The sequence below is a fragment of the Streptomyces sp. NPDC059895 genome (assembly GCF_042731035.1).
Classification (GTDB): Bacteria; Actinomycetota; Actinomycetes; order Streptomycetales; family Streptomycetaceae; genus Streptomyces.
Genome location: NZ_JBHWKO010000066.1, coordinates 12,260 through 32,297 on the forward strand (window position 1 = coordinate 12,260; position 20,038 = coordinate 32,297).

Sequence of the window (20,038 nt, forward strand, 5' to 3'; positions counted from 1 at the left end):
CCGTGCCACTCTTGACCCATGCCCGAAGGCGACACGGTCTGGCAGGCCGCGAAGCGGCTGCACGCCGCCCTCGCGGGGAAGGTGCTGACCCGTTCCGACCTGCGCGTTCCGAAGTACGCCACCGCCGACCTCACCGGCCGTACCGTCCTGGACGTCACCCCGCGCGGCAAGCACCTCCTCACCCGCGTCGAGGGCGGCCTGACACTCCATTCCCACCTGCGGATGGACGGCTCCTGGAAGGTGTACGCGAACGACCAGCGCTGGACGGGCGGTCCGGCCCACCAGATCCGCGCCGTCCTGGGCACCGACGACCGCACCGCCGTCGGTTACCGCCTCCCCGTCCTGGAACTCCTGCGCACCTCCGAGGAGGAGCGGGCCGTCGGCCACCTGGGCCCCGACCTGCTCGGCTCGGACTGGGATCCGGAGCTGGCCCTCGCCAACCTCCTCGCGGACCCGGCCCGCTCCCTCGGCGAGGCCCTCCTCGACCAGCGCAACCTCGCCGGCATCGGCAATGTCTACAAGTGCGAGCTCTGCTTCCTTCTCGGCGCCACTCCCTGGCTGCCCGTCGGCGCGCTCCCCGCCGACCGCGCGGCGAAGCTGCCCGTCCTCGCGCAGCGGCTCCTGGAGGTGAACCGCGACCGCCCCACCCGCGTCACCACGGGCCGGCGCGGCCAGGACCTCTTCGTCTACGGCCGCGCACGCCGCCCCTGTCTGCGCTGCGGGACGCCCGTGCGGGTGGCCGACCAGGGCGACGGCTCCCGCGAACGTCCGACATACTGGTGCCCGAGCTGTCAGACGGGACCCGCCCCGGCCCCGGGCTCCCCGGCCACCCGCCGTGTCCGCTCGCATCCGGCCGCTTAGACGCCCCCGCCGATCGGCGGGCCGTCAGAGCCGACCGCGCGCTCGTCGCGAAACTGCGCGGGCGTGCGCCCCCACCGGGCACCCCCTGCCCGTCACCGGCGCCGCATGCGGCCGAGGCCGCGCCTGCGCCGTCCTCCGCCCTCCGGCACCGCCCGTCCACCCCGCGCCCCACGCCAGGCAGCCGCCCACCGCCCGTCGGCAACCGCCCCCACCGCCCGCCCCTTGGCCACACAGTGGACCGGCAGCAGACTCAGGCCCCACCCCCCGGCGGCGACGGCCCCTTCCAGCATCCCGGCCTCGGGCACCACGGCGAGCCGCAGCACGGCCCACCACCACAGCACCCCGAGCCCGAGGGAAGCACCCCGGCTCACGGTCCGGCCCGCCACAGCCGCCACGCCCACCCCGTCACCGCGAGGCCGCCACAGCCGCCACAGCCGCCACCTCCACCCCGTCACCACGGGACCGCCACGGCCGTCATCTCCACCCCGTCGCCACCGGCCCGACGCGGGCGGACCACTCCTTCGGCCCGGCAGGACGGTGAAGCGCCCGCCCGTACCACCGGGAGGGCGCTCCACCGTCGGGCGGACAGCTCTTCACGCCTCACATCACACGTTCTCCGCCTGGAACATCCAGTGGTGCTTCTCCAGATCGGCGGTGATCCCGATGAGGAGGTCCTGACTCACGGGATCCGGGCTCTCGGTGGCCGCGACCCGTTCCCGCATTCGGGTGATCACCGCACCGAGCGCCGCCACCAGTGCGCCCACCGCGTCCGCGTCCTTGATCCATCCCTGGGACACCGTGTCGATGCCGCTGCGGGAGGCGACCGTAGCCGCCCGGCCGTCGGGTGACACGCCCAGCGCCGAGGAGCGCTCCGCCACCGCGTCGGTGTGCGTGCGGGCGCTGGACACGACGTCGTCGAGCTGGAGGTGGATGGACCGGAAGCGGGGCCCGACAACGTTCCAGTGGACCTGTTTGGCGACGAGCGAGAGGTCGATCAGATCGACCAGTGCCCCCTGCAGGGCTTCGGCGACGGTCTTGAGATCGGCGTCGGACAGCGGGCTCTTCACGGCGTTCATCCATACCTCCGGGTGGGTCGGCTCCCGTCATGCCCCTCCACGATGACCGCAGCACGCACCACCGGCAAACGGACCCGAACCGATCCAAGCCCACCCGAACCGATGCAAGACAACCCACGAAACGGCAAAAACCCCGACCGCTCTCCTCCGGCTTGATCCGGAGAAGCCCCGGCCGGGGCCTCACACGCGCGGTGACCGACTCACCCGCACTGATGCCGTACGCCTTGCACACACCCGTCGGCCGGCACAGCCGCCGAGGGACATCTCACGCGGCGACCACGTCCACCGCCTCGGCGGGCGCCTTGATGGTCACCCGCTCCGGTGGCACACCGGTCACCGACACGGAACCCAGCATCGGACGAACCGGCGTGGGCACAGGCTCACTGGGGGTGGCCGCAGCGGACTGGGCCAGCTCGGCGAGGGCGAGTTCGTCGCTCACTTCCCGCATGAGCTCGGACATCCGTACGTCCAGCGCGTCGCAGATGGCGGCGAGCAGCTCGGAGGAAGCCTCCTTCTGCCCCCGCTCCACCTCGGAGAGATAGCCGAGTGAGACTCGGGCGGACGAGGAGACTTCGCGCAGAGTACGGCCCTGGCGCTGGCGCTGCCGACGCAGCACGTCACCCAGCAGGCGACGGAGCAGAATCATCGGTGGCTCCCTCCTCGGACCGCGTAGCCGCATCCTTCACGCCCCACCGTACCGCCTCGCGCTGCGGCCGTGCGGGGAGCGATGTCGTGTTCACTCAGGGCTGCAAACATCAAAACCCCCCGTTCTGTTCCGTATCCTGTGCCCGCTCATTCCCGGTCTGTTCGCCCGCCAGCTCCCTCAGAAGCACTGCGAGTACGCTCCGTACACTCTCTCTACGAATTTCCGCACGGTCGCCGTTCAACCGCAGGGCCTCCACTTTTCCGCCAGAGGCAGAACCGGAGTCCGCCCCCGACGGCCCGTCCACGGCCACGTAGACCGTCCCGACCGGCTGCCCGTCCTGGGGGTCCGGACCCGCGACGCCGGTGGTCGCGATGCCCCAGTCGGCGCCCAGCGCCTTGCGCACTCCGGCCGCCATCTGGGCCGCGACCTGCGGGTCCACCGCTCCCCGGGCGGCCAGCAGATCACCGTCGACCCCGAGCAGTTCCCGCTTCAGGGCGGTGGCGTAGGCCGTCACGGACCCCAGGAAGACCTTGGACGCGCCGGGGACCGATGTGATCTCCGCGGCCACCAGGCCACCGGTCAGCGACTCCGCGACGGCAAGCGTCTGGCCCTTCACGGTCAGTAGTCGGACCACGTCGGCGGCCGTGGAACTCACCCTTCCGTCTCCGGTGCGGCGGCCCTGCGCTCGGCGATCCCCTGCCTGCGCAGCACGATGGCCTGTCTCACATAGTCGAGCCCGGTCGCCACGGTCAGCACGACCGCCGCGGCCATCACCCAGAACCGCAGGGTGGCCAGCCAGCCCGTCAGCGCCAGCACGTACATGCCGACGGCGACGCCCTGGGTGAGGGTCTTCAGCTTGCCGCCCCGGCTCGCGGGGATGACGCCGTACCGGATGACGAGGAAACGCAGCAGGGTGATGCCGAGTTCCCGGCCCAGGATCACGATCGTCACCCACCACGGCAGATCGCCGAGCGCGGAGAGGCAGATGAGGGCCGCCCCCATGATCGCCTTGTCGGCGATGGGATCGGCGATCTTCCCGAAGTCGGTGACGAGGTTGTACGTCCGTGCCAGATGGCCGTCGAACAGGTCGGTGATCATGGCGACGGCGAAGGCCGCCCAGGCGAGCGAACGCCACGCCGGGTCGTAGCCGCCGTCGGCCAGCATCAGTGCGACGAAACCCGGCACCAGGACCAGCCGGAGCATCGTCAGCAGATTGGCGACGTTCCAGACGCTCGCCTGGTTGACGGCAGCGGCCGCCAGCTTTCCGGCCCGCGGCGCCTTGCCGGCACCCGAGGTCTCGTCGTCGGCGGACGCGCCCGCAGCGGCCGCGGCACCCTTCGCCGGTGAGGCGCCGCCCGCGGCCGATGCCGGGACACCCGTCATCTGTCCGCCTCCTCACCACACCCGATCGAGCCCGGCAGGGGCTCGGCCACCAGGTCGACACCTTCCGTACCGACCACCTTCGCCTCGACCATACGACCGACGCCCAGCCCCTCGCCCGACGTGAGCCGCACCTGGCCGTCCGTCTCAGGCGCCTGGTGCGCCGCGCGGCCGTGGACGCCCTCGTCGTCCACCGACTCCACGAGCACGCGCACGGTTTCCCCGAGGCGCTCCTCGGCGCGCTGCGAGACGAGCTCCTCGGCCAGCCGGGAGACCTGGGCGAGCCGCTCGGCGACGACGTCCTCGTCGAGCTTGTTCTCGTACGTCGCGGCCTCGGTGCCCTCCTCGTCGGAGTAGCCGAAGACGCCGATGGCGTCCAGCCGCGCGTGGTTCAGAAACCGCTCCAGCTCCGCCAGGTCGGCCTCGGACTCGCCGGGGAAGCCGACGATGAAGTTGGAGCGGACGCCGGCCTCGGGCGCCTTGCTCCGGATGGTGTCGAGCAGTTCGAGGAAGCGGTCCGTGTCGCCGAAGCGGCGCATCGCGCGCAGCACGTCGGGCGCGGAGTGCTGGAAGGACAGGTCGAAGTAGGGGGCGACCTTCGGGGTCGAGGTCAGCACGTCGATGAGGCCGGGCCGCATCTCGGCCGGCTGGAGGTAGCTGACGCGCACCCGCTCGAGGCCGTCGACCTCCGCCAGCTCGGGCAGCAGCGACTCCAGCAGGCGGATGTCGCCGAGGTCCTTGCCGTAGGAGGTGTTGTTCTCGGAGACCAGCATGATCTCCTTGACGCCCTGCTCGGCCAGCCACCGCGTCTCGTTCAGCACGTCGCTCGGGCGGCGGGAGATGAAGGATCCGCGGAACGAGGGGATGGCGCAGAAGGTGCAGCGCCGGTCGCAGCCGGAGGCGAGCTTGACCGAGGCGACCGGGGCGCCGTCGAGACGGCGGCGCAGGGGCGCGCGGGGGCCGGACGCCGGGGCGAGCCCGTCGGGAAGGTCCGCGGGAGCGTGCCCGGGGAGCGCGACGCCGGCGGCCGATTCCTGCCGCTGCGCCGGGCTGATCGGCAGCAGCTTGCGCCGGTCGCGCGGGGTGTGGGCGGCGTGGATGCCGCCGGACAGGATGGTCTGGAGGCGGTCGGAGATGTCGGCGTAGTCGTCGAAGCCCAGGACGCCGTCGGCCTCCGGGAGCGCCTCGGCGAGGTCCTTGCCGTACCGCTCGGCCATGCAGCCCACCGCCACGACGGCCTGGGTTCTGCCGTGCCCCTTGAGATCGTTCGCCTCGAGGAGGGCGTCGACGGAGTCCTTCTTGGCGGCATCGACGAAACCGCAGGTGTTGACGACGGCGACGTCCGCGTCCGCGGCGTCCTCCACGAGGTGCCAGCCGTCCGCCTCCAAACGGCCTGCGAGCTCCTCCGAGTCCACCTCGTTACGGGCGCAGCCAAGGGTGACGAGTGCGACGGTACGGCGTTCAGGCATGGGCTCAAGACTACTTCGTCCGGCTGACACCCCCCGCCGACGGGGTTGGTGATCTTCCCGCGTGCGGGACCGGCGGCCGTCGCCGGCCCCTCACGCGGTGGGTTCGCCCGTCACCCGGCCTCCGGGTCGCCCTTCGTGTACGTCAGCCTCTCCACGGCTCCCGGCCGGAAGTCGTCGTCGATCTTCTTGCCGTTCACGTACAGCTGGATCGCGCCGGCGTCCCCGAGAACCAGGTTGATCTTCTCGCTGTCCTGGAAGGTCTTGGTCTCTCCCTGCTTGAGCAGTCCGTCGAAGAGCAGCCGGCCGTTGTGGTCCTTGGCGGAGATCCAGCTCTTGCCGTCGGTGGCGCTGACCTGGACGGTCACCTTGTCCTGGGGCGCGGCGGCGATGGCGCTGTCGGAGGGCTCGGGCGTCTCGTCGAGGCTCTTGTCGCTCTCGGGGGTGGGCGGGGCGGGCGCGCTGGTGGTCGGGGCGGCGCCGTCGGCGACGTCCTGGGTGCTCTCGTCGCCGCCCTTGACCGCGGTGAAGCCGACGAACCCGATCACGGCGACGATCGCGGCGACCATGGCCGCGGTCCAGTTCGGCCCGCGCCGCTCGGGCCGGATGCGCTCCGCCTCGAACAGGGGTGCGGCCGGTGTGGGTGCCGGACGGCCGCCGTGGGTGGCGTCGAACTGTTCGATCAGCGGGGCCGGGTCGAGCTGGACGGCCCTGGCCAGGGTTCGGATGTGACCGCGGGCGTAGACGTCCCCGCCGCAGGGGGCGAAGTCGTCCGACTCGATGGCGTGGATGATGGCGATACGGACTCGGGTGGCGGTGCTGACGTCGTCGACGGTCAGCCCGGCCGCGATGCGCGCCTGCTGCAGGGCGCGGCCGATGGAGGGGCGGGCATCCTCAGAGACGTCTTCGAACGGACGCTCGTCTTCAGGGGAGTTGCCGAGGGACACGGGGGCGCCTTTCGAGCGTGTAGCCACCTGTGCTGGAGGTTCAGTCTAGGGGGGGTGCAAAAGGGAGGGGCAACCGGTCGGTGGGGCATTTACGCCATCGGAATGGCCGGACATCCCGATGACGGGCCAGGTGCGGAGCCCAGGGTGGACACCCCACCTGTCCAGTCGCTCAACTTGACGTACGACGAGGGGAAACGGTTGCCCACAGCTCCCTAACGGGTGCGTCACGAACGCCCGCTGCTCCCGCGAAGAAACGACTATCCTTCAGTTTCCCCTCGGATCACCGCGAGCACGCCGTCCAACTCGTCGGGTTTCACAAGAACGTCACGAGCCTTCGAACCTTCGCTCGGCCCGACGACACCCCGCGACTCCATGAGGTCCATCAGCCGGCCCGCCTTGGCGAAGCCGACGCGCAGCTTGCGCTGGAGCATGGACGTCGACCCGAACTGCGTGGAGACGACCAGTTCGGCCGCCTGGCACAGCAGGTCCAGGTCGTCGCCGATGTCCTCGTCGATCTCCTTCTTCTGCTTGCCGCCCACGGTGACGTCGTCCCGGAAGACGGGCGCCATCTGGTCCTTGCAGTGCTGCACGATCGCCGCGACCTCGGCCTCGGTGACGAACGCGCCCTGCATACGGGTCGGCTTGTTCGCCCCCATCGGCAGGAACAGCCCGTCGCCCTTGCCGATCAGCTTCTCGGCACCGGGCTGGTCGAGGATGACCCGCGAGTCGGCGAGCGAGGAGGTGGCGAACGCGAGCCGCGAGGGCACGTTCGCCTTGATCAGACCGGTGACGACATCGACGGACGGCCGCTGCGTGGCGAGCACCAGATGGATGCCGGCCGCGCGCGCGAGCTGGGTGATCCGCACGATCGCGTCCTCGACGTCCCGCGGCGCGACCATCATCAGGTCGGCCAGCTCGTCGACGATCACCAGCAGGTACGGGTACGGCTGGAGCTCGCGCTCGCTGCCCTCCGGCGGCTTGACGGTCCCCTCGCGCACGGCGCGGTTGAAGTCGTCGATGTGCCGGTAGCCGTACGCCGCCAGGTCGTCGTACCGCAGGTCCATCTCGCGCACGACCCACTGGAGCGCCTCGGCGGCCCGCTTGGGGTTGGTGATGATCGGCGTGATCAGGTGCGGGATGCCCTCGTAGGCGGTCAGCTCCACGCGCTTGGGGTCGACGAGGATCATCCGGACGTCCTCGGGGGTCGCCCGCATCATGATCGAGGTGATCAGGCAGTTGATGCAGGACGACTTGCCGGAGCCGGTCGCGCCGGCCACCAGCATGTGCGGCATCTTCGCCAGCGAGTGCATGACGTACCCGCCCTCGACGTCCTTGCCGAAGGCGACCAGCATCGGGTCGTCGTCCTCCGCGGACTCCGCCAGTCGGAGCACGTCACCGAGGTTGACCATCTCCCGGTCGGTGTTCGGGATCTCGATGCCGACCGCCGACTTGCCGGGGATCGGGCTGATGATCCGCACGTCGGGGCTGGCGACGGCGTAGGCGATGTTCTTCGTCAGCGCGGTGATCCGCTCGACCTTCACGGCGGGGCCGAGCTCGACCTCGTAGCGCGTGACCGTGGGGCCGCGGGTGAAGCCGGTGACGGCGGCGTCGACCTTGAACTCGGTGAAGACGGTCGTCAGGGAGGCGACGATCGCGTCGTTGGCCTCGCTGCGCGCCTTGCCCGGCCCCCCGCGCGTGAGCAGGTCGAGCGCGGGCAGCGCGTAGGTGATGTCGCCGGAGAGCTGGAGCTGCTCGGCGCGCGGCGGCAGGTCGCGCGGCTCCGCGGGGGCGGACTTGGTGAGGTCGGGCACCACCCCGGTCCTCGGCTTCTCCTGCCGGGGGCGCGCGGCCGGGGCCGGGACCGGCGCGGTCGGCTCGCGGTCGCCCGTGCTCACGCCCTGGGTGAGGTCGGCGACGACCGGCGAGGGCGGCATGCCGTGCAGCACGGCGCCGTCGAGGTCGGCCGCGGCGGCCGCGGCGATGTCCACCGCGTCCGGCTGCCGGTCCATCGCGGGCTGCGGCACCGCCGAACGCCGGGGCCGGCCGCGCCGCCGCGAGAGTGCCTCCTGCTCGGCGCCCTCGGGGTCGTACGCCTGCGGGGCGCTCGAGCGCCGACGGGGGCGCGCGGGCAGCGCCTCGCGCCACTGCTCGTCGTAGCGCGCGTCGTCGTCCTCGTACGCGCCGTACGCGTCCGCCTCGGGATCGCGCAGCAGGCCCAGCCGCACCCCGAGCTGCCGCAGCCGCTGCGGGACGGCGTTGACGGGCGTGGCGGTGACCACCAGCAGCCCGAAGACCGTGAGCAGCACCAGCAGCGGTACGGCGAGGATCTCGCCCATGGCGTACGTCAGCGGCGTCGCCGCGCTCCACCCGATGAGACCGCCCGCGTCCCGTATCGCCTGCATGCCCCCGCTGCGGGCGGGCGAGCCGCACGCCACGTGGACCTGGCCGAGGACGCCGATGACGAGTGCGGACAGGCCGATCACGATGCGCCCGTTGGCCTCGGGCTTCTCGGGGTGGCGGATGAAGCGCACGGCGATGACGGCGAGCAGGATCGGCACGAGCAGGTCGAGGCGGCCGAAGGCACCGGTCACCAGGATCTCGACCAGATCGCCGACCGGCCCGCGCAGATCGGCCCAGGTACCCGCGGCGACGATCAGGGCCACGCCGAGCAGCAGCAGCGCCACGCCGTCCTTGCGGTGGGCGGGGTCGAGGTTCTTGGCGCCGTTCCCTATGCCGCGGAACACGGCGCCCACGGCGTGCGCCAGGCCCAGCCAGACGGCGCGTACGAGCCGGTACACGCCCCCGGTGGGACTGGGCGCCGGTTTGGGCGCGGGCTTCTTCGCCACGGCCTTCTTGGCGGGCGCCCTCTTCGCCGGGGCCTTCTTCGCGGCGGCCTTCCTCACCGCGGCCTTCGCGGGAGCGGCCGCCTTCTTGGCGGGCTGCTTCTTGGCTGCGGAGGGACGTGAGGCCATGGAGGTGAGATTACCGGGGGAGACGACAGCGGACACGCGTGCACACTGCTTCACCCGTTCGTGTCGTCCCGGCGGGGGCGTGAAGCTGACGCGCGCTCAGGCGGGACCCTGACGCCCGCTCATCCGCAACTCCCGGCACCCCGCCCGCCGATGGGATTCAGGTCTGCGAGGGCACCGACGCCGCACCGCCGCCCGTCCCCGGCTCCAGGGCGTCCAGGGCCCGTCGCAGGCCGGTGAGTTTGCGCTCCAGGTGCGCCGCCGTGGCCACCGCGGCCGCGTCCGCCGACTCGTCGTCCAGCTGCTTGGACAGGGCCTCCGCCTGCTCCTCCACGGCGGCCAGCCGCGCGGACAGCTCCGCGAGCAGCCCCGGCGACTCCTTGGCACCGCCGACCGCCGCCTTGGCGCCACCGCCCTCCAACTGGAGCCGCAGCAGAGCCGCCTGCTCCCGCAGCTGGCAGTTCTTCATGTACAGCTCGACGAAAACCGAGACCTTCGCGCGCAGCACCCACGGATCGAACGGCTTGGAGATGTAGTCCACCGCCCCCGCCGCGTACCCGCGGAAGGTGTGGTGGGGACCGTGGTTGATCGCGGTGAGGAAGATGATCGGAATGTCCCTCGTCCGCTCCCGCCGCTTGATGTGGGCGGCTGTCTCGAAACCGTCCATTCCCGGCATCTGGACGTCCAGCAGAATGACCGCGAAGTCGTCCGTCAGCAGTGCTTTGAGCGCCTCTTCCCCGGACGATGCCCGTACCAGCGTCTGATCGAGCGCCGAGAGGATCGCCTCCAGCGCCAGCAGATTCTCCGGCCGGTCATCGACCAGGAGGATCTTGGCCTTCTGCACCATGGCCCGCCCTCCTCGCCCCGGCAGTGCCGGGCGCCGCCCCTTGGGACGACTCCTTTGCGCCGCCCTTCCTTGTGCCGGTCATGGTAGCCCCACCCCGACCGTCGCCACACCCTGTCACCGTGATGTCACTGTGCACATAGCAGGAACGCGGCAGGAGACCAGAAGGTTCCCCGGATCCCACCGCCCCACACCGCCGTGACCACCCCGGGTCGGCACCTTCCCGCCTCCCCGGAGGATTCCCGTCACTCCTGCCGCATCCACTCCCGCATCACGGTCAGCAGATGATCGGGGTCGACCGGCTTCGTCACGTAGTCGGAGGCACCCGACTCGATCGCCTTCTCCCGGTCGCCCTTCATCGCCTTCGCCGTCAACGCGATGATCGGCAGCCCGGAGAACTGCGGCATCCGGCGGATCGCCGTGGTCGTCGCGTACCCGTCCATCTCGGGCATCATGATGTCCATCAGAACGACCGCCACGTCGTCGTGCTGCTCCAGCACCTCGATGCCCTCGCGGCCGTTCTCCGCGTAGAGCACCGACAGTCCGTGCTGCTCCAGAACACTGGTCAGCGCGAACACATTGCGGATGTCGTCGTCGACGATCAGCACCTTCTCACCGCCGAACCGGATGCCCCGGTGCCCCTGCGACGCCGCCTCGTGCCCCACCGGCGCCCACTGCTCCGGCCGCCCCACCGTCGGCTCGCCCCCGGCCACCGAGCGGCGCCGGCGCCGGAACAGCGCGGCCGGACCGTTCTGCGTCTCGTGGTACGACTTCACCTCGGCCGGCGTCTCGATCTCCACGTCGGACAGCTCCGACAGCTCGCCCACGCCGTTCTCCGACGCCACCAGGTCCCCGGCCTCCAGCGCGGGCACCACCTGCTGGTAGCCCTGCGGCGGCAGCTCGCTCGGGTGCAGCGGCAGGTACAGCGTGAACGTCGAGCCGCGCCCCGGCTCGCTCTGCGCGTGGATCTCACCGCCCAGCAGCTGCGCGATCTCCCGCGAGATCGACAGCCCCAGGCCGGTACCTCCGTACTTGCGACTGGTGGTCCCGTCGGCCTGCTTGAACGCCTCGAAGATCACCCGCATCTTGCTGGCCGCGATCCCGATACCCGTGTCGGTCACCGAGAACGCGATCAGCGGGGCGTCCGGATCGTGCAGCGAACCCGCCTCCAGCAACTGCTCCCGGATCGGCACCGGCACCTCCGCCCCGGCGGGCCGGATGACCAGCTCGACCGAGCCGGAGTCGGTGAACTTCACCGCGTTGGACAGCAGGTTGCGCAGCACCTGCAACAGCCGCTGCTCGTCGGTGTGCAGCGTCGCCGGCAGCTCCGGCGACACCCGCACCGACAGGTCCAGGCCCTTCTCCGCGGTCAGCGGCCGGAACGTCGCCTCCACGTAGTCGACGAGCTGGACCAGCGCGATACGCGTCGGGGAGACGTCCATCTTGCCCGCCTCGACCTTCGACAGGTCCAGGATGTCGTTGATCAGCTGGAGCAGATCGGACCCGGCGCCGTGGATCGTCTCGGCGAACTCGACCTGCTTGGGCGTCAGGTTGGAGTCCGCGTTGTCGGCGAGCAGCTTGGCCAGGATCAGCAGCGAGTTGAGCGGCGTGCGCAGCTCGTGCGACATGTTGGCGAGGAACTCGCTCTTGTAGCGCATCGACACGGCGAGTTGCTCGGCGCGCTCCTCCAGGACCTGCCGCGCCTCCTCGATCTCGGTGTTCTTCACCTCGATGTCGCGGTTCTGCCGGGCCAGCAGCTCGGCCTTCTCCTCCAGTTCGGCGTTGGACGCCTGGAGGGCCTTCTGCCGCTGCTCCAACTCGGCCGACCGCTCGCGCAGTTGCTCGGTCAGCTCCTGCGACTGCTTCAGCAGCTGCTCCGTCTTGGTGTTCACCGAGATGGTGTTGACGCTCGTCGCGATCATCTCGGCGAGCTGGTTGAGGAAGTCCTTCTGGATCTGCGTGAACGGCGTGAACGACGCCAGCTCGATCACCCCGAGCACCTTGCCCTCGAACAGCACCGGCAGCACGATCACCTGCGCGGGCGGCGCCTCGCCCAGCCCGGAGGAGATCTTCAGATAGCCGCTCGGCGCGTTGGAGACGAGGATCGTCCGCTTCTCCTCGGCCGCCGTCCCCACCAGCGCCTCACCCGGCCGGAACGACGTCGGCATGGACCCCATCGAATAGCCGTACGAACCCAGCATCCGCAGCTCGTACTGGTCCGCGCTGCCGTCGGCCGGCGGCATCGCCAGGAAGAACGCGCCGTGCTGCGCGGCCACCAGCGGCGGCAGCTCGCTCATGATGAGCGACGCCACGTCCGCCAGGTCGCGCCGCCCCTGCATCAGAGCGGACACGCGCGCGAGGTTGCCCTTCAGCCAGTCCTGCTCCTTGTTCGCGATCGTGGTGTCGCGCAGGTTGGCGATCATCTTGTTGATGTAGTCCTGGAGCTCCTGGATCTCCCCGGACGCGTCCACGTCGATCTTCAGGTTCAGGTCGCCGCGGGTCACCGCGGTCGCCACGCGCGCGATGGCCCGCACCTGCCGGGTCAGGTTCCCGGCCATCTCGTTCACCGACTCCGTCAGGTCCCGCCAGGTGCCGTCGACGTCACGCACCCGCGCCTGCCCGCCGAGCTGCCCCTCGGTGCCCACCTCACGGGCCACCCGCGTGACCTCCTCGGCGAACGACGACAGCTGGTCGACCATCGTGTTGATGGTCGTCTTCAGCTCCAGGATCTCCCCGCGCGCATCGATGTCGATCTTCTTCGTCAGATCGCCCTTGGCGATGGCCGTCGTCACCATGGCGATGTTGCGCACCTGACCGGTCAGGTTGGACGCCATCTGGTTCACCGACTCGGTGAGGTCCTTCCACGTCCCCGCCACACCCGGCACATGCGCCTGCCCGCCCAGGATGCCGTCGGTGCCCACCTCACGGGCCACCTTGGTGACCTGGTCGGCGAAGGAACTCAGCGTCTTCACCATCGTGTTGAACGTGTCAGCGAGCTGCGCCACCTCACCGCGCGCCTCGATCGTCACCGTCCGCGTCAGGTCACCGTTGGCGACGGCCGCGGCCACCTGGGAGATGTTGCGCACCTGCATGGTCAGGTTCTTGGCCATCAGGTTGACGTTGTCGGTGAGGTCCTTCCAGATGCCCGTGACGCCCGACGCGTGCGCCTGACCGCCCAGGATGCCCTCGGTGCCCACCTCACGGGCCACCCGCGTCACCTGCTCGGCGAACGACGACAGCTGGTCCACCATCGTGTTGACGGTGGTGACCAGTTCGAGGATCTCGCCCTTGGCGTCCACGGTGATCTTCTTCGACAGGTCGCCCTTGGCGACCGCGGTCGTGACCTCGGCGATCTGACGCACCTGGATGGTCAGGTTGTTCGCCATGAAGTTCACCGACTGCGTGAGGTCCTTCCAGGTGCCGGAGACACCCTGCACCTCGGCCTGACCGCCGAGCTGCCCCTCCGTACCCACCTCACGGGCCACCCGCGTGACCTCCTGGGCGAACGACGACAGCTGGTCCACCATCGTGTTCAGGGTGTTCTTCAGCTCCAGGATCTCCCCGCGCGCGTCCACGGTGATCTTCTGGGACAGGTCGCCCCGGGCCACCGCGGTGGCGACCTGCGCGATGTTGCGCACCTGGGCCGTGAGGTTGCCGGCCATGCCGTTCACCGAGTCGGTCAGGTCCCGCCACACACCGGCCACACCGGGCACCTGCGCCTGACCGCCGAGCCGCCCGTCCGTCCCCACCTCGCGCGCGACCCGCGTCACCTGGTCGGCGAACGCGGAGAGCTGGTCGACCATCGTGTTGATGGTGTTCTTCAGCTCCAGGATCTCCCCGCGCGCGTCCACGTCGATCTTCTGCGAGAGATCACCGCGCGCGACCGCCGTCGTCACCTGCGCGATGTTCCTCACCTGTGAGGTGAGGTTCCCCGCCATCGAGTTGACGGAGTCCGTCAGTTCCTTCCACGTGCCCGACACCCCGTCCACCCGGGCCTGACCACCCAGCCGGCCCTCCGTGCCCACGTCCCGCGCCATCCGCGTCACCTGGTCGGCGAACGACGACAGCTGGTCCACCATCGTGTTCACGGTGTTCTTCAGCTGCGCCATCTCACCGGACACGTCGACGGTGACCTTCTGCGACAGATCACCGTTGGCCACCGCCGTCGTCACCTGGGCGATGTTCCTCACCTGTCCGGTGAGATTCCTGAACGCCGTGTTGACGGAGTCCGTCAGGTCCTTCCACGTCCCGGCCGCGCCCGACACCTGCGCCTGACCGCCCAGTTCACCCTCGACACCGATCTCCCGGGCCACCCGCGTGACCTCGGCACCGAAGGCGGACAGCTGGTCCACCATCCCGTTGACGGTGTTCTTCAGCTCCAGCATCTCGCCGGCCACGTCGACGGTGACCTTCTGCGACAGATCACCGTTGGCCACCGCCGTCGTCACAGCCGCGATGTCCCGCACCTGCGTGGTCAGGTTCCGGAAGACGGTGTTGACCGAGTCGGTCAGGTCCTTCCACGTCCCGGCGGCCCCCGGCACGTTCGCCTGCCCGCCCAGCCGCCCCTCGCCACCGACCTCGTTGGCCACGCGCGTGACCTCGTCCGCGAAGATCCGCAGCGTCTCGGTCATCTGGTTGATCGTCTCGGCGAGCTGCGCGACCTCACCGCGCGCCGGCACGGTCACCTTCCTCGACAGGTCACCGTTGGCGACCGCCGTCGTGACCTCCGCGATCCCCCGCACCTGGGCCGTGAGGTTCCCGGCCATGGTGTTCACGGAATCGGTCAGCTCTTTCCACACCCCGTCCACACCGGACACCCGCGCCTGACCGCCCAGGATGCCCTCGGTGCCCACCTCACGGGCCACCCGCGTCACCTCGGACGAGAACGCCGAGAGCTGGTCCACCATCGTGTTGACGGTGTTCTTCAGCTCCAGCATCTCGCCCTCGACGTGCACGGTGACCTTCCGCGACAGGTCGCCCTTGGCCACCGCGGTCGTCACCAGCGCGATGTCGCGCACCTGCGCGGTCAGCCGCTCCGCCATCGTGTTGACGGACTCCGTGAGGTCCTTCCACGAACCCGACATCCCGCGCACCTGGGCCTGTCCGCCCAGCTTGCCCTCGGTCCCCACCTCGCTGGCCACCCGCGTGACCTCGTCGGTGAACGTCGACAACTGGTCGACCAGGTTGTTGACCGTCCGCCCGACCTTCAGGAACTCCCCGCGCAGCGGATGCCCGCTCCCCTCCGGGGTGTGCGTCCGCAGCTCCATCCGCGGCGACAGATCGCCCTCGGCGACCGCCGACAGCACCCGCCCGACCTCGGAGACGGGCCGTACGAGGTCGTCGACGAGCGCGTTCGAGTTGTCGACGGCCGCCGCCCAGGACCCCTCGCAGGCACCCGTCTCCAGCCGTTCGGTGAGTTTGCCCTCGCGTCCGACCATCCGCCGCACCCGCGCCAGTTCACCCGTCAGATGCAGGTTGCGGTCGGCCACCTCGTTGAAGACCGCCGCGATCTCCGACATCACTCCGTCGCCGGAGACGGTGAGCCGCTTGCGGAAGTTCCCGTCCCGCATGGACCCGAGGGCGGCCAGCAGGCGGTTCAGGGCCGCCGTGTCCACCGTCGTCGTCCCGCCCCGGGACGCGCGCCGCCTGCTCAGGGACTGTCCGCCTTTTGCGCGCGTCTCAGTGCCCCGCGTCGCTGCGCCAGACTCCACTTGTCCCTCCCGCAGGGGTCGTCCGTCCTAGTGCCCGATGAAATCAGGCAGGCCCGAGGCACTGCTGCCCACCGTCCACTGAAGACACCCAGTCTGCCCGACCTTCACAAGAAGCCTGCCCAGTGTTTCACCCTCCCCGAACCAGGCCATAACAGTTCGGCAGCTTCGCACATCGTCCGCACAACCCTTGGGGCGGAATCACAGCGGACCGGCATCCGCGAGGACGGGGAAGGTAAGTAACCTTGCATGCGGCTGTCCAGCCGCGCCGGTCCGTCCGGTCTGGGCGGTGGCACGAGCACGAGCGGGCATCGAAGGGGCGGCCGCACCATGACCACCGGACTGATCCCGGGGGCACAGCCCCCGGACCCCCGGCCGTCGGAGAGGCTCCCGCAGCAGCGGCGGGAGCAGGACGGCCGGGCAGCCCTGCACGTCGACTACCGGCCGAGGAGTTCTGTGATCACCGCGCGTGCGGCCGCCAGCTTCGAGCCCGTGGGGCGGTCGGTCGCCACCGCCCGCTCCTTCGTCCGCGACACGCTCCAGGGCTGGGGGTTCGCCGACATCGTCGACGACGCCGTCGTCCTCACCAGCGAACTGGTGACCAACGCGGTCGTCCACGCGGGCACCCACGCCGACGTCCTGTGCCTGCGCACGGACGACGGCGTCCGCATCGAGGTCGCCGACCGCTATCCCGAGCGCGAGGTCCCCCTCCAGGGCTCCCCCGCCTCCATGGGCAGCCCGGACCGCGAGGGCGGCCGCGGCCTCCAGCTGTGCGCGGCCATCGCCGGCCGCTGGGGCGTGGAGTACACACCGACCCACAAGAACGTCTGGTTCCAGATCGCCCTGCCCGAGCGCCCGGTCGGCACCCGCGCGGCCGGCCCGTCCCTGCCCGCGGACCTCCTCCCGCTCGCCGACGGCCGGGTCCGCGTCGCCGTCGTCCAGATCGACCGTACGGGCAGCATCTCGTCCTGGAACGAGGACGCGGAGGACCTGTTCGGCTATCCGGCGGACCTGGTCACCGGCAAGCCCCTCACCGACCTCGCCGCCTGGCCGCACACCCCCGGCACCAGCACCGGCATCGCCGAGGCCCTCCGGCTCTCCCGCTGGGAGGGCAGTTACGGCATCCGCGGCGCCAACGGCCGCGTGCTCCCGGTGTACGCCTCGCACCTGCGCGTCCGCGACACCGACGGCGACCCGTCCACGGTGTGCCTCCTGGTCCGCGACCACGAACGCGCGGTGCTGCAGACACCGTCGCGCATCCCGGCCTCCGCCGACTCGACGCCCGCCGGCGACGGCCAGAGCGCGGACCCCTTCGAGGTGTTCATCGGCTCCCCCGCCCCGGACGACCTCGACGGTCTCCTCCAGCGCACGGTGGAGCGCGCCCGTGACATGCTCGACGGCGACTCGGCGTTCCTCCTCCTCGCGACCGACGACGAGACGGAGCTGGAGGTCCGCGCCTCCACCGGCCTGCCCTCGGCGCGCCAGCGTTTCGCGCGGGTGCCCGTCGAAGCGGGCCCCGGCCGCTACGGCTCGGCCCGTATGCCGGCCGTCCACGAGGACCTCCTCGCGGTTCCCGGCGCCGTACCGCTGCTGAACGGCACGGGCATGCGCTCGGTGGTGACGGTCCCGCTGAAGGTCGAGGGCCGTCTCACCGGCTCCCTGGGCGTCGCGGCGGAGTCTCCGGGCAGATACTCCAACGAGGAGGCGCTGCGCCTCCAGTTCGCCGCCGACCGGATCGCGCTGGCGGTCGAGTCGGCCCGCCTGGGCGAGCTGGAGCGACTGCGCCGCGGCTCCCTGAGCTTCCTCGTCGAGGCCTCCGACCTGCTGGCGGGGACGCTGGACCGCGACCAGACGCTGGCCCTGATGGCGCAGATGACGGTTCCCACCCTCGCCACCTGGTGCGCTGTCTACACGATCGCCGACCAGGCCTCGGATCCGTACCTGTCCTACGTCCTGCACGAGGACGAGGAACTCATCGACGGCATCAAGTCGTTGCTGTCGAAGATCGCCCCGCCGGACCCGGTGCCCACGCCGGGCGCCCGTGTCTGGTCCGCCCCGGGCGAGGCCGCGCACGAGGCGGCCCTGCGCAGTTCCATGCGCAGTCTGGGTCTGTCCGGCGGCCCGACCCACCAGCTGGCGTCGGGCATCGGCCCGACCCTGGCGACGGCCTCGGCGGTGGGCGGCGAGACGGTCGTCCTGCCGCTGGTGGCCCGCAACCGCGTCATCGGCATGCTCACCCTGGGCAAGCCGACCGACGAACACTTCCGCCAGGAGATCCTGGAACTGGCCGAGGATCTGAGCCGCCGAGCGGCGCTCGCCCTGGACAACGCCCGGCTGTACTCGGAGCGCACGGCCATCAGCCAGTCCCTCCAGCGCAGCCTTCTGCCGCCGGAGCTGCCGCAGATCGACGGTGTCGAGGTCGAGGTCATCTACCGCGCGGCCGGCGAGGGCAACGAGGTCGGCGGCGACTTCTACGACATCTTCCCCATCAGCGACGGCGCCTACGGTTTCGCCATCGGCGACGTCTGCGGTACGGGCCCGAACGCGGCGGCGGTGACGGGCCTGGCCCGGCACGCCCTGCGGCTGCTGGCGAGGGAGGGCCTCAGCGGCCCGGCGGTCCTGGAGCGCCTGAACTCCGCGATCCTCGACGAGGGAGCCCGCAGCCGCTTCCTGACGCTCCTCTACGGCGAGATGCGCCCGCAGGAGGACGGCAGCGCGGAACTGAAGGTGGTCTGTGCCGGTCATCCGCTGCCCCTCCGCCTCCGCCAGGACGGCACGGTCGAGGCGGCCGCCGAGCCCCAGCCGCTGCTCGGCGTGATGGAGGACCTGGAGCTCTACGAGCAGACGGTCACGCTCGACCCGGGCGATGTGCTGCTGTGTGTGACGGACGGTGTGACGGAGCGCCGTGAGGGCACGAGGATGCTCGGCGACGACGGTCTGGCCGATGTTCTGACGACGTGTACGGGTCTGACGGCCGGCGCGGTCGCGGCCCGCATCATGCGCGCGGTGGAGCGCTTCGCGTCGGACGCCCCGTCGGACGACATGGCCATTTTGGCGATGCGGGTGGCCTGAGGGGAAGGGCATGAAAAATCCCCCCGCCCGGATGGGCGGGGGGATTTCTTTCGAGCCCCCAAACGGAATCGAACCGTTGACCTTCTCCTTACCATGGAGACGCTCTGCCGACTGAGCTATAGGGGCCGGTTGCTTTCGAGGTTTCCCTTGCGGCAACGGAATAGATCATACCCCGAACGAAGCCGTACTCCCAAACTCGTTCAGACAGCGGCCCGGAGCAGTCCGCCGAGTGCGTTGCAGGCGCCGACGATCCGCTGCATGTCCCGTTTGGTCAGCGACGCGTCCACCGGCAGTGCGAGTGTCTCGTCGGCGGCCAGTTCGGTCTGCGGCAGGGAGACGCACCGCCGGAACTCGGGCAGCCGGTGCAGGGGGGTCTTCACCGGCACCCGGCACTCCACTCCCTTTGCTCGGAGGGCGCGCGCGAACGCGTCCCGGTCGGGCCTCCCGTTGCCCGGTACCCGCACGACGTACTGCTGGTAGGTGTGTCCGTCGCCGCCGTCGGGTGTCCGCACCCCCCGCAGCCGCGTGTCCAGGAAGGCGGCCCGCTCCCTGCGCCGCGCGACCTCGTCGTACGGCGCCTCGGACTCCCCTTGTTGCAGTACGAGGAGCCCGTGCCGCTGCCCCACGGTGTGCAGCCGCGCGATGTCCGCCGGCCGCCCGAACCGATGCACCACGACGACGGCCGCGGTGCGGTGGGTGACGGCGTGTTCGACGGCGTCCGCGTCGAGGCAGTACGTCACCGGGTCCACGTCGGCGAACACCGGGAACGCCCCTGCCAGGGTCACCGCCTCGGCCACTTCGACGTTCCCGAAGGCCGGCACGACGACCTCGTCTCCGATTCCGACACCTGCGGCCCTGAGCATTGCTGCAGTACCCATGCGGTGGATGCTGGGCGCGGAACATGAACGTCAAGTGACAGGAAACAAAAAAGGGTTGGGCTCTGAACCGAAGTTCAGAGCCCAACCCTTTGAATGATTGTTCGGCGGCGTCCTACTCTCCCACAGGGTCCCCCCTGCAGTACCATCGGCGCTGTAAGGCTTAGCTTCCGGGTTCGGAATGTAACCGGGCG

13 protein-coding genes, 1 tRNA gene and 1 rRNA gene are annotated in these 20,038 nt (G+C 70.6%); 2 read left to right on the forward strand and 13 right to left on the reverse strand.

The genetic code is table 11. From position 1 onward, the window contains the following. Positions 1 to 18: 18 nt before the first annotated feature. A complete protein-coding gene (locus ACFV9M_RS38535) occupies positions 19 to 861 on the forward strand; it encodes an Fpg/Nei family DNA glycosylase (RefSeq protein ID WP_385064527.1) in 843 nt (280 codons plus the stop codon). Positions 862 to 953: 92 nt separating this feature from the next. Here ACFV9M_RS38535 and ACFV9M_RS38540 read toward each other — a convergent pair whose 3' ends face one another. The 10 genes from ACFV9M_RS38540 to ACFV9M_RS38585 form a co-directional block, all read right to left on the reverse strand. Further along, entirely contained in the window at positions 954 to 1,247 is a 294-nt protein-coding gene (locus ACFV9M_RS38540; RefSeq protein ID WP_385064768.1) for a hypothetical protein, read from the reverse strand. A 219-nt stretch (positions 1,248 to 1,466) separates the two neighbouring features. Continuing rightward, the gene (locus ACFV9M_RS38545; RefSeq protein WP_385064524.1) at positions 1,467 to 1,937 is read right to left on the reverse strand and encodes a Dps family protein; all 471 of its coding nucleotides are present in this window, start codon (positions 1,935 to 1,937) and stop codon (positions 1,467 to 1,469) included. Between the two features lie 265 nt (positions 1,938 to 2,202). Continuing rightward, complete coding sequence (locus ACFV9M_RS38550; protein WP_167997591.1) at positions 2,203 to 2,583, reverse strand: helix-turn-helix domain-containing protein; 381 nt, start codon at positions 2,581 to 2,583, stop codon at positions 2,203 to 2,205. A gap of 109 nt (positions 2,584 to 2,692) precedes the next feature. Further along, entirely contained in the window at positions 2,693 to 3,238 is a 546-nt protein-coding gene (locus ACFV9M_RS38555) for a CinA family protein (protein WP_385064521.1), read from the reverse strand. Further along, the gene (gene pgsA, locus ACFV9M_RS38560; protein WP_385064518.1) at positions 3,235 to 3,966 is read right to left on the reverse strand and encodes a CDP-diacylglycerol--glycerol-3-phosphate 3-phosphatidyltransferase; all 732 of its coding nucleotides are present in this window, start codon (positions 3,964 to 3,966) and stop codon (positions 3,235 to 3,237) included. The genes ACFV9M_RS38555 and pgsA overlap by 4 nt, the downstream gene beginning before the upstream one ends. Continuing rightward, the gene (gene rimO / locus ACFV9M_RS38565) at positions 3,963 to 5,432 is read right to left on the reverse strand and encodes a 30S ribosomal protein S12 methylthiotransferase RimO (RefSeq protein ID WP_385064515.1); all 1,470 of its coding nucleotides are present in this window, start codon (positions 5,430 to 5,432) and stop codon (positions 3,963 to 3,965) included. Before rimO ends, pgsA begins: the two co-directional genes overlap by 4 nt. 110 nt (positions 5,433 to 5,542) lie before the next feature. Beyond that, the gene (locus ACFV9M_RS38570; protein ID WP_385064512.1) at positions 5,543 to 6,376 is read right to left on the reverse strand and encodes a helix-turn-helix domain-containing protein; all 834 of its coding nucleotides are present in this window, start codon (positions 6,374 to 6,376) and stop codon (positions 5,543 to 5,545) included. 257 nt (positions 6,377 to 6,633) lie between these two features. Further along, positions 6,634 to 9,348: a DNA translocase FtsK gene (locus tag ACFV9M_RS38575; protein WP_385064510.1), complete on the reverse strand. Its 2,715-nt coding sequence runs from the start codon at positions 9,346 to 9,348 to the stop codon at positions 6,634 to 6,636. A 157-nt stretch (positions 9,349 to 9,505) separates the two neighbouring features. After that, entirely contained in the window at positions 9,506 to 10,192 is a 687-nt protein-coding gene (locus tag ACFV9M_RS38580) for a two-component system response regulator (protein WP_385064507.1), read from the reverse strand. Positions 10,193 to 10,434: 242 nt separating this feature from the next. Further along, positions 10,435 to 15,900, reverse strand: a complete 5,466-nt coding sequence (locus tag ACFV9M_RS38585; RefSeq protein ID WP_385064505.1) for a HAMP domain-containing protein — start codon at positions 15,898 to 15,900, stop codon at positions 10,435 to 10,437. Positions 15,901 to 16,227: 327 nt separating this feature from the next. On the opposite strand from ACFV9M_RS38585, the gene ACFV9M_RS38590 reads away from it, so the two are divergent. Then, positions 16,228 to 18,969, forward strand: a complete 2,742-nt coding sequence (locus tag ACFV9M_RS38590) for a SpoIIE family protein phosphatase (RefSeq protein WP_385064502.1) — start codon at positions 16,228 to 16,230, stop codon at positions 18,967 to 18,969. A gap of 53 nt (positions 18,970 to 19,022) precedes the next feature. On the opposite strand, the gene ACFV9M_RS38595 is transcribed toward ACFV9M_RS38590, so the two are convergent. The 3 genes from ACFV9M_RS38595 to rrf all read right to left on the reverse strand — a co-directional run. Next, positions 19,023 to 19,095 (reverse strand) — tRNA-Thr (locus ACFV9M_RS38595). A 74-nt stretch (positions 19,096 to 19,169) separates the two neighbouring features. Continuing rightward, on the reverse strand, positions 19,170 to 19,832 hold the full coding sequence (locus tag ACFV9M_RS38600; RefSeq protein ID WP_385064766.1) for a DegT/DnrJ/EryC1/StrS family aminotransferase: 663 nt from the start codon (positions 19,830 to 19,832) through the stop codon (positions 19,170 to 19,172). 114 nt (positions 19,833 to 19,946) lie between these two features. Continuing rightward, a 5S ribosomal RNA gene (gene rrf / locus ACFV9M_RS38605) occupies positions 19,947 to 20,038 on the reverse strand; the annotation flags it as partial.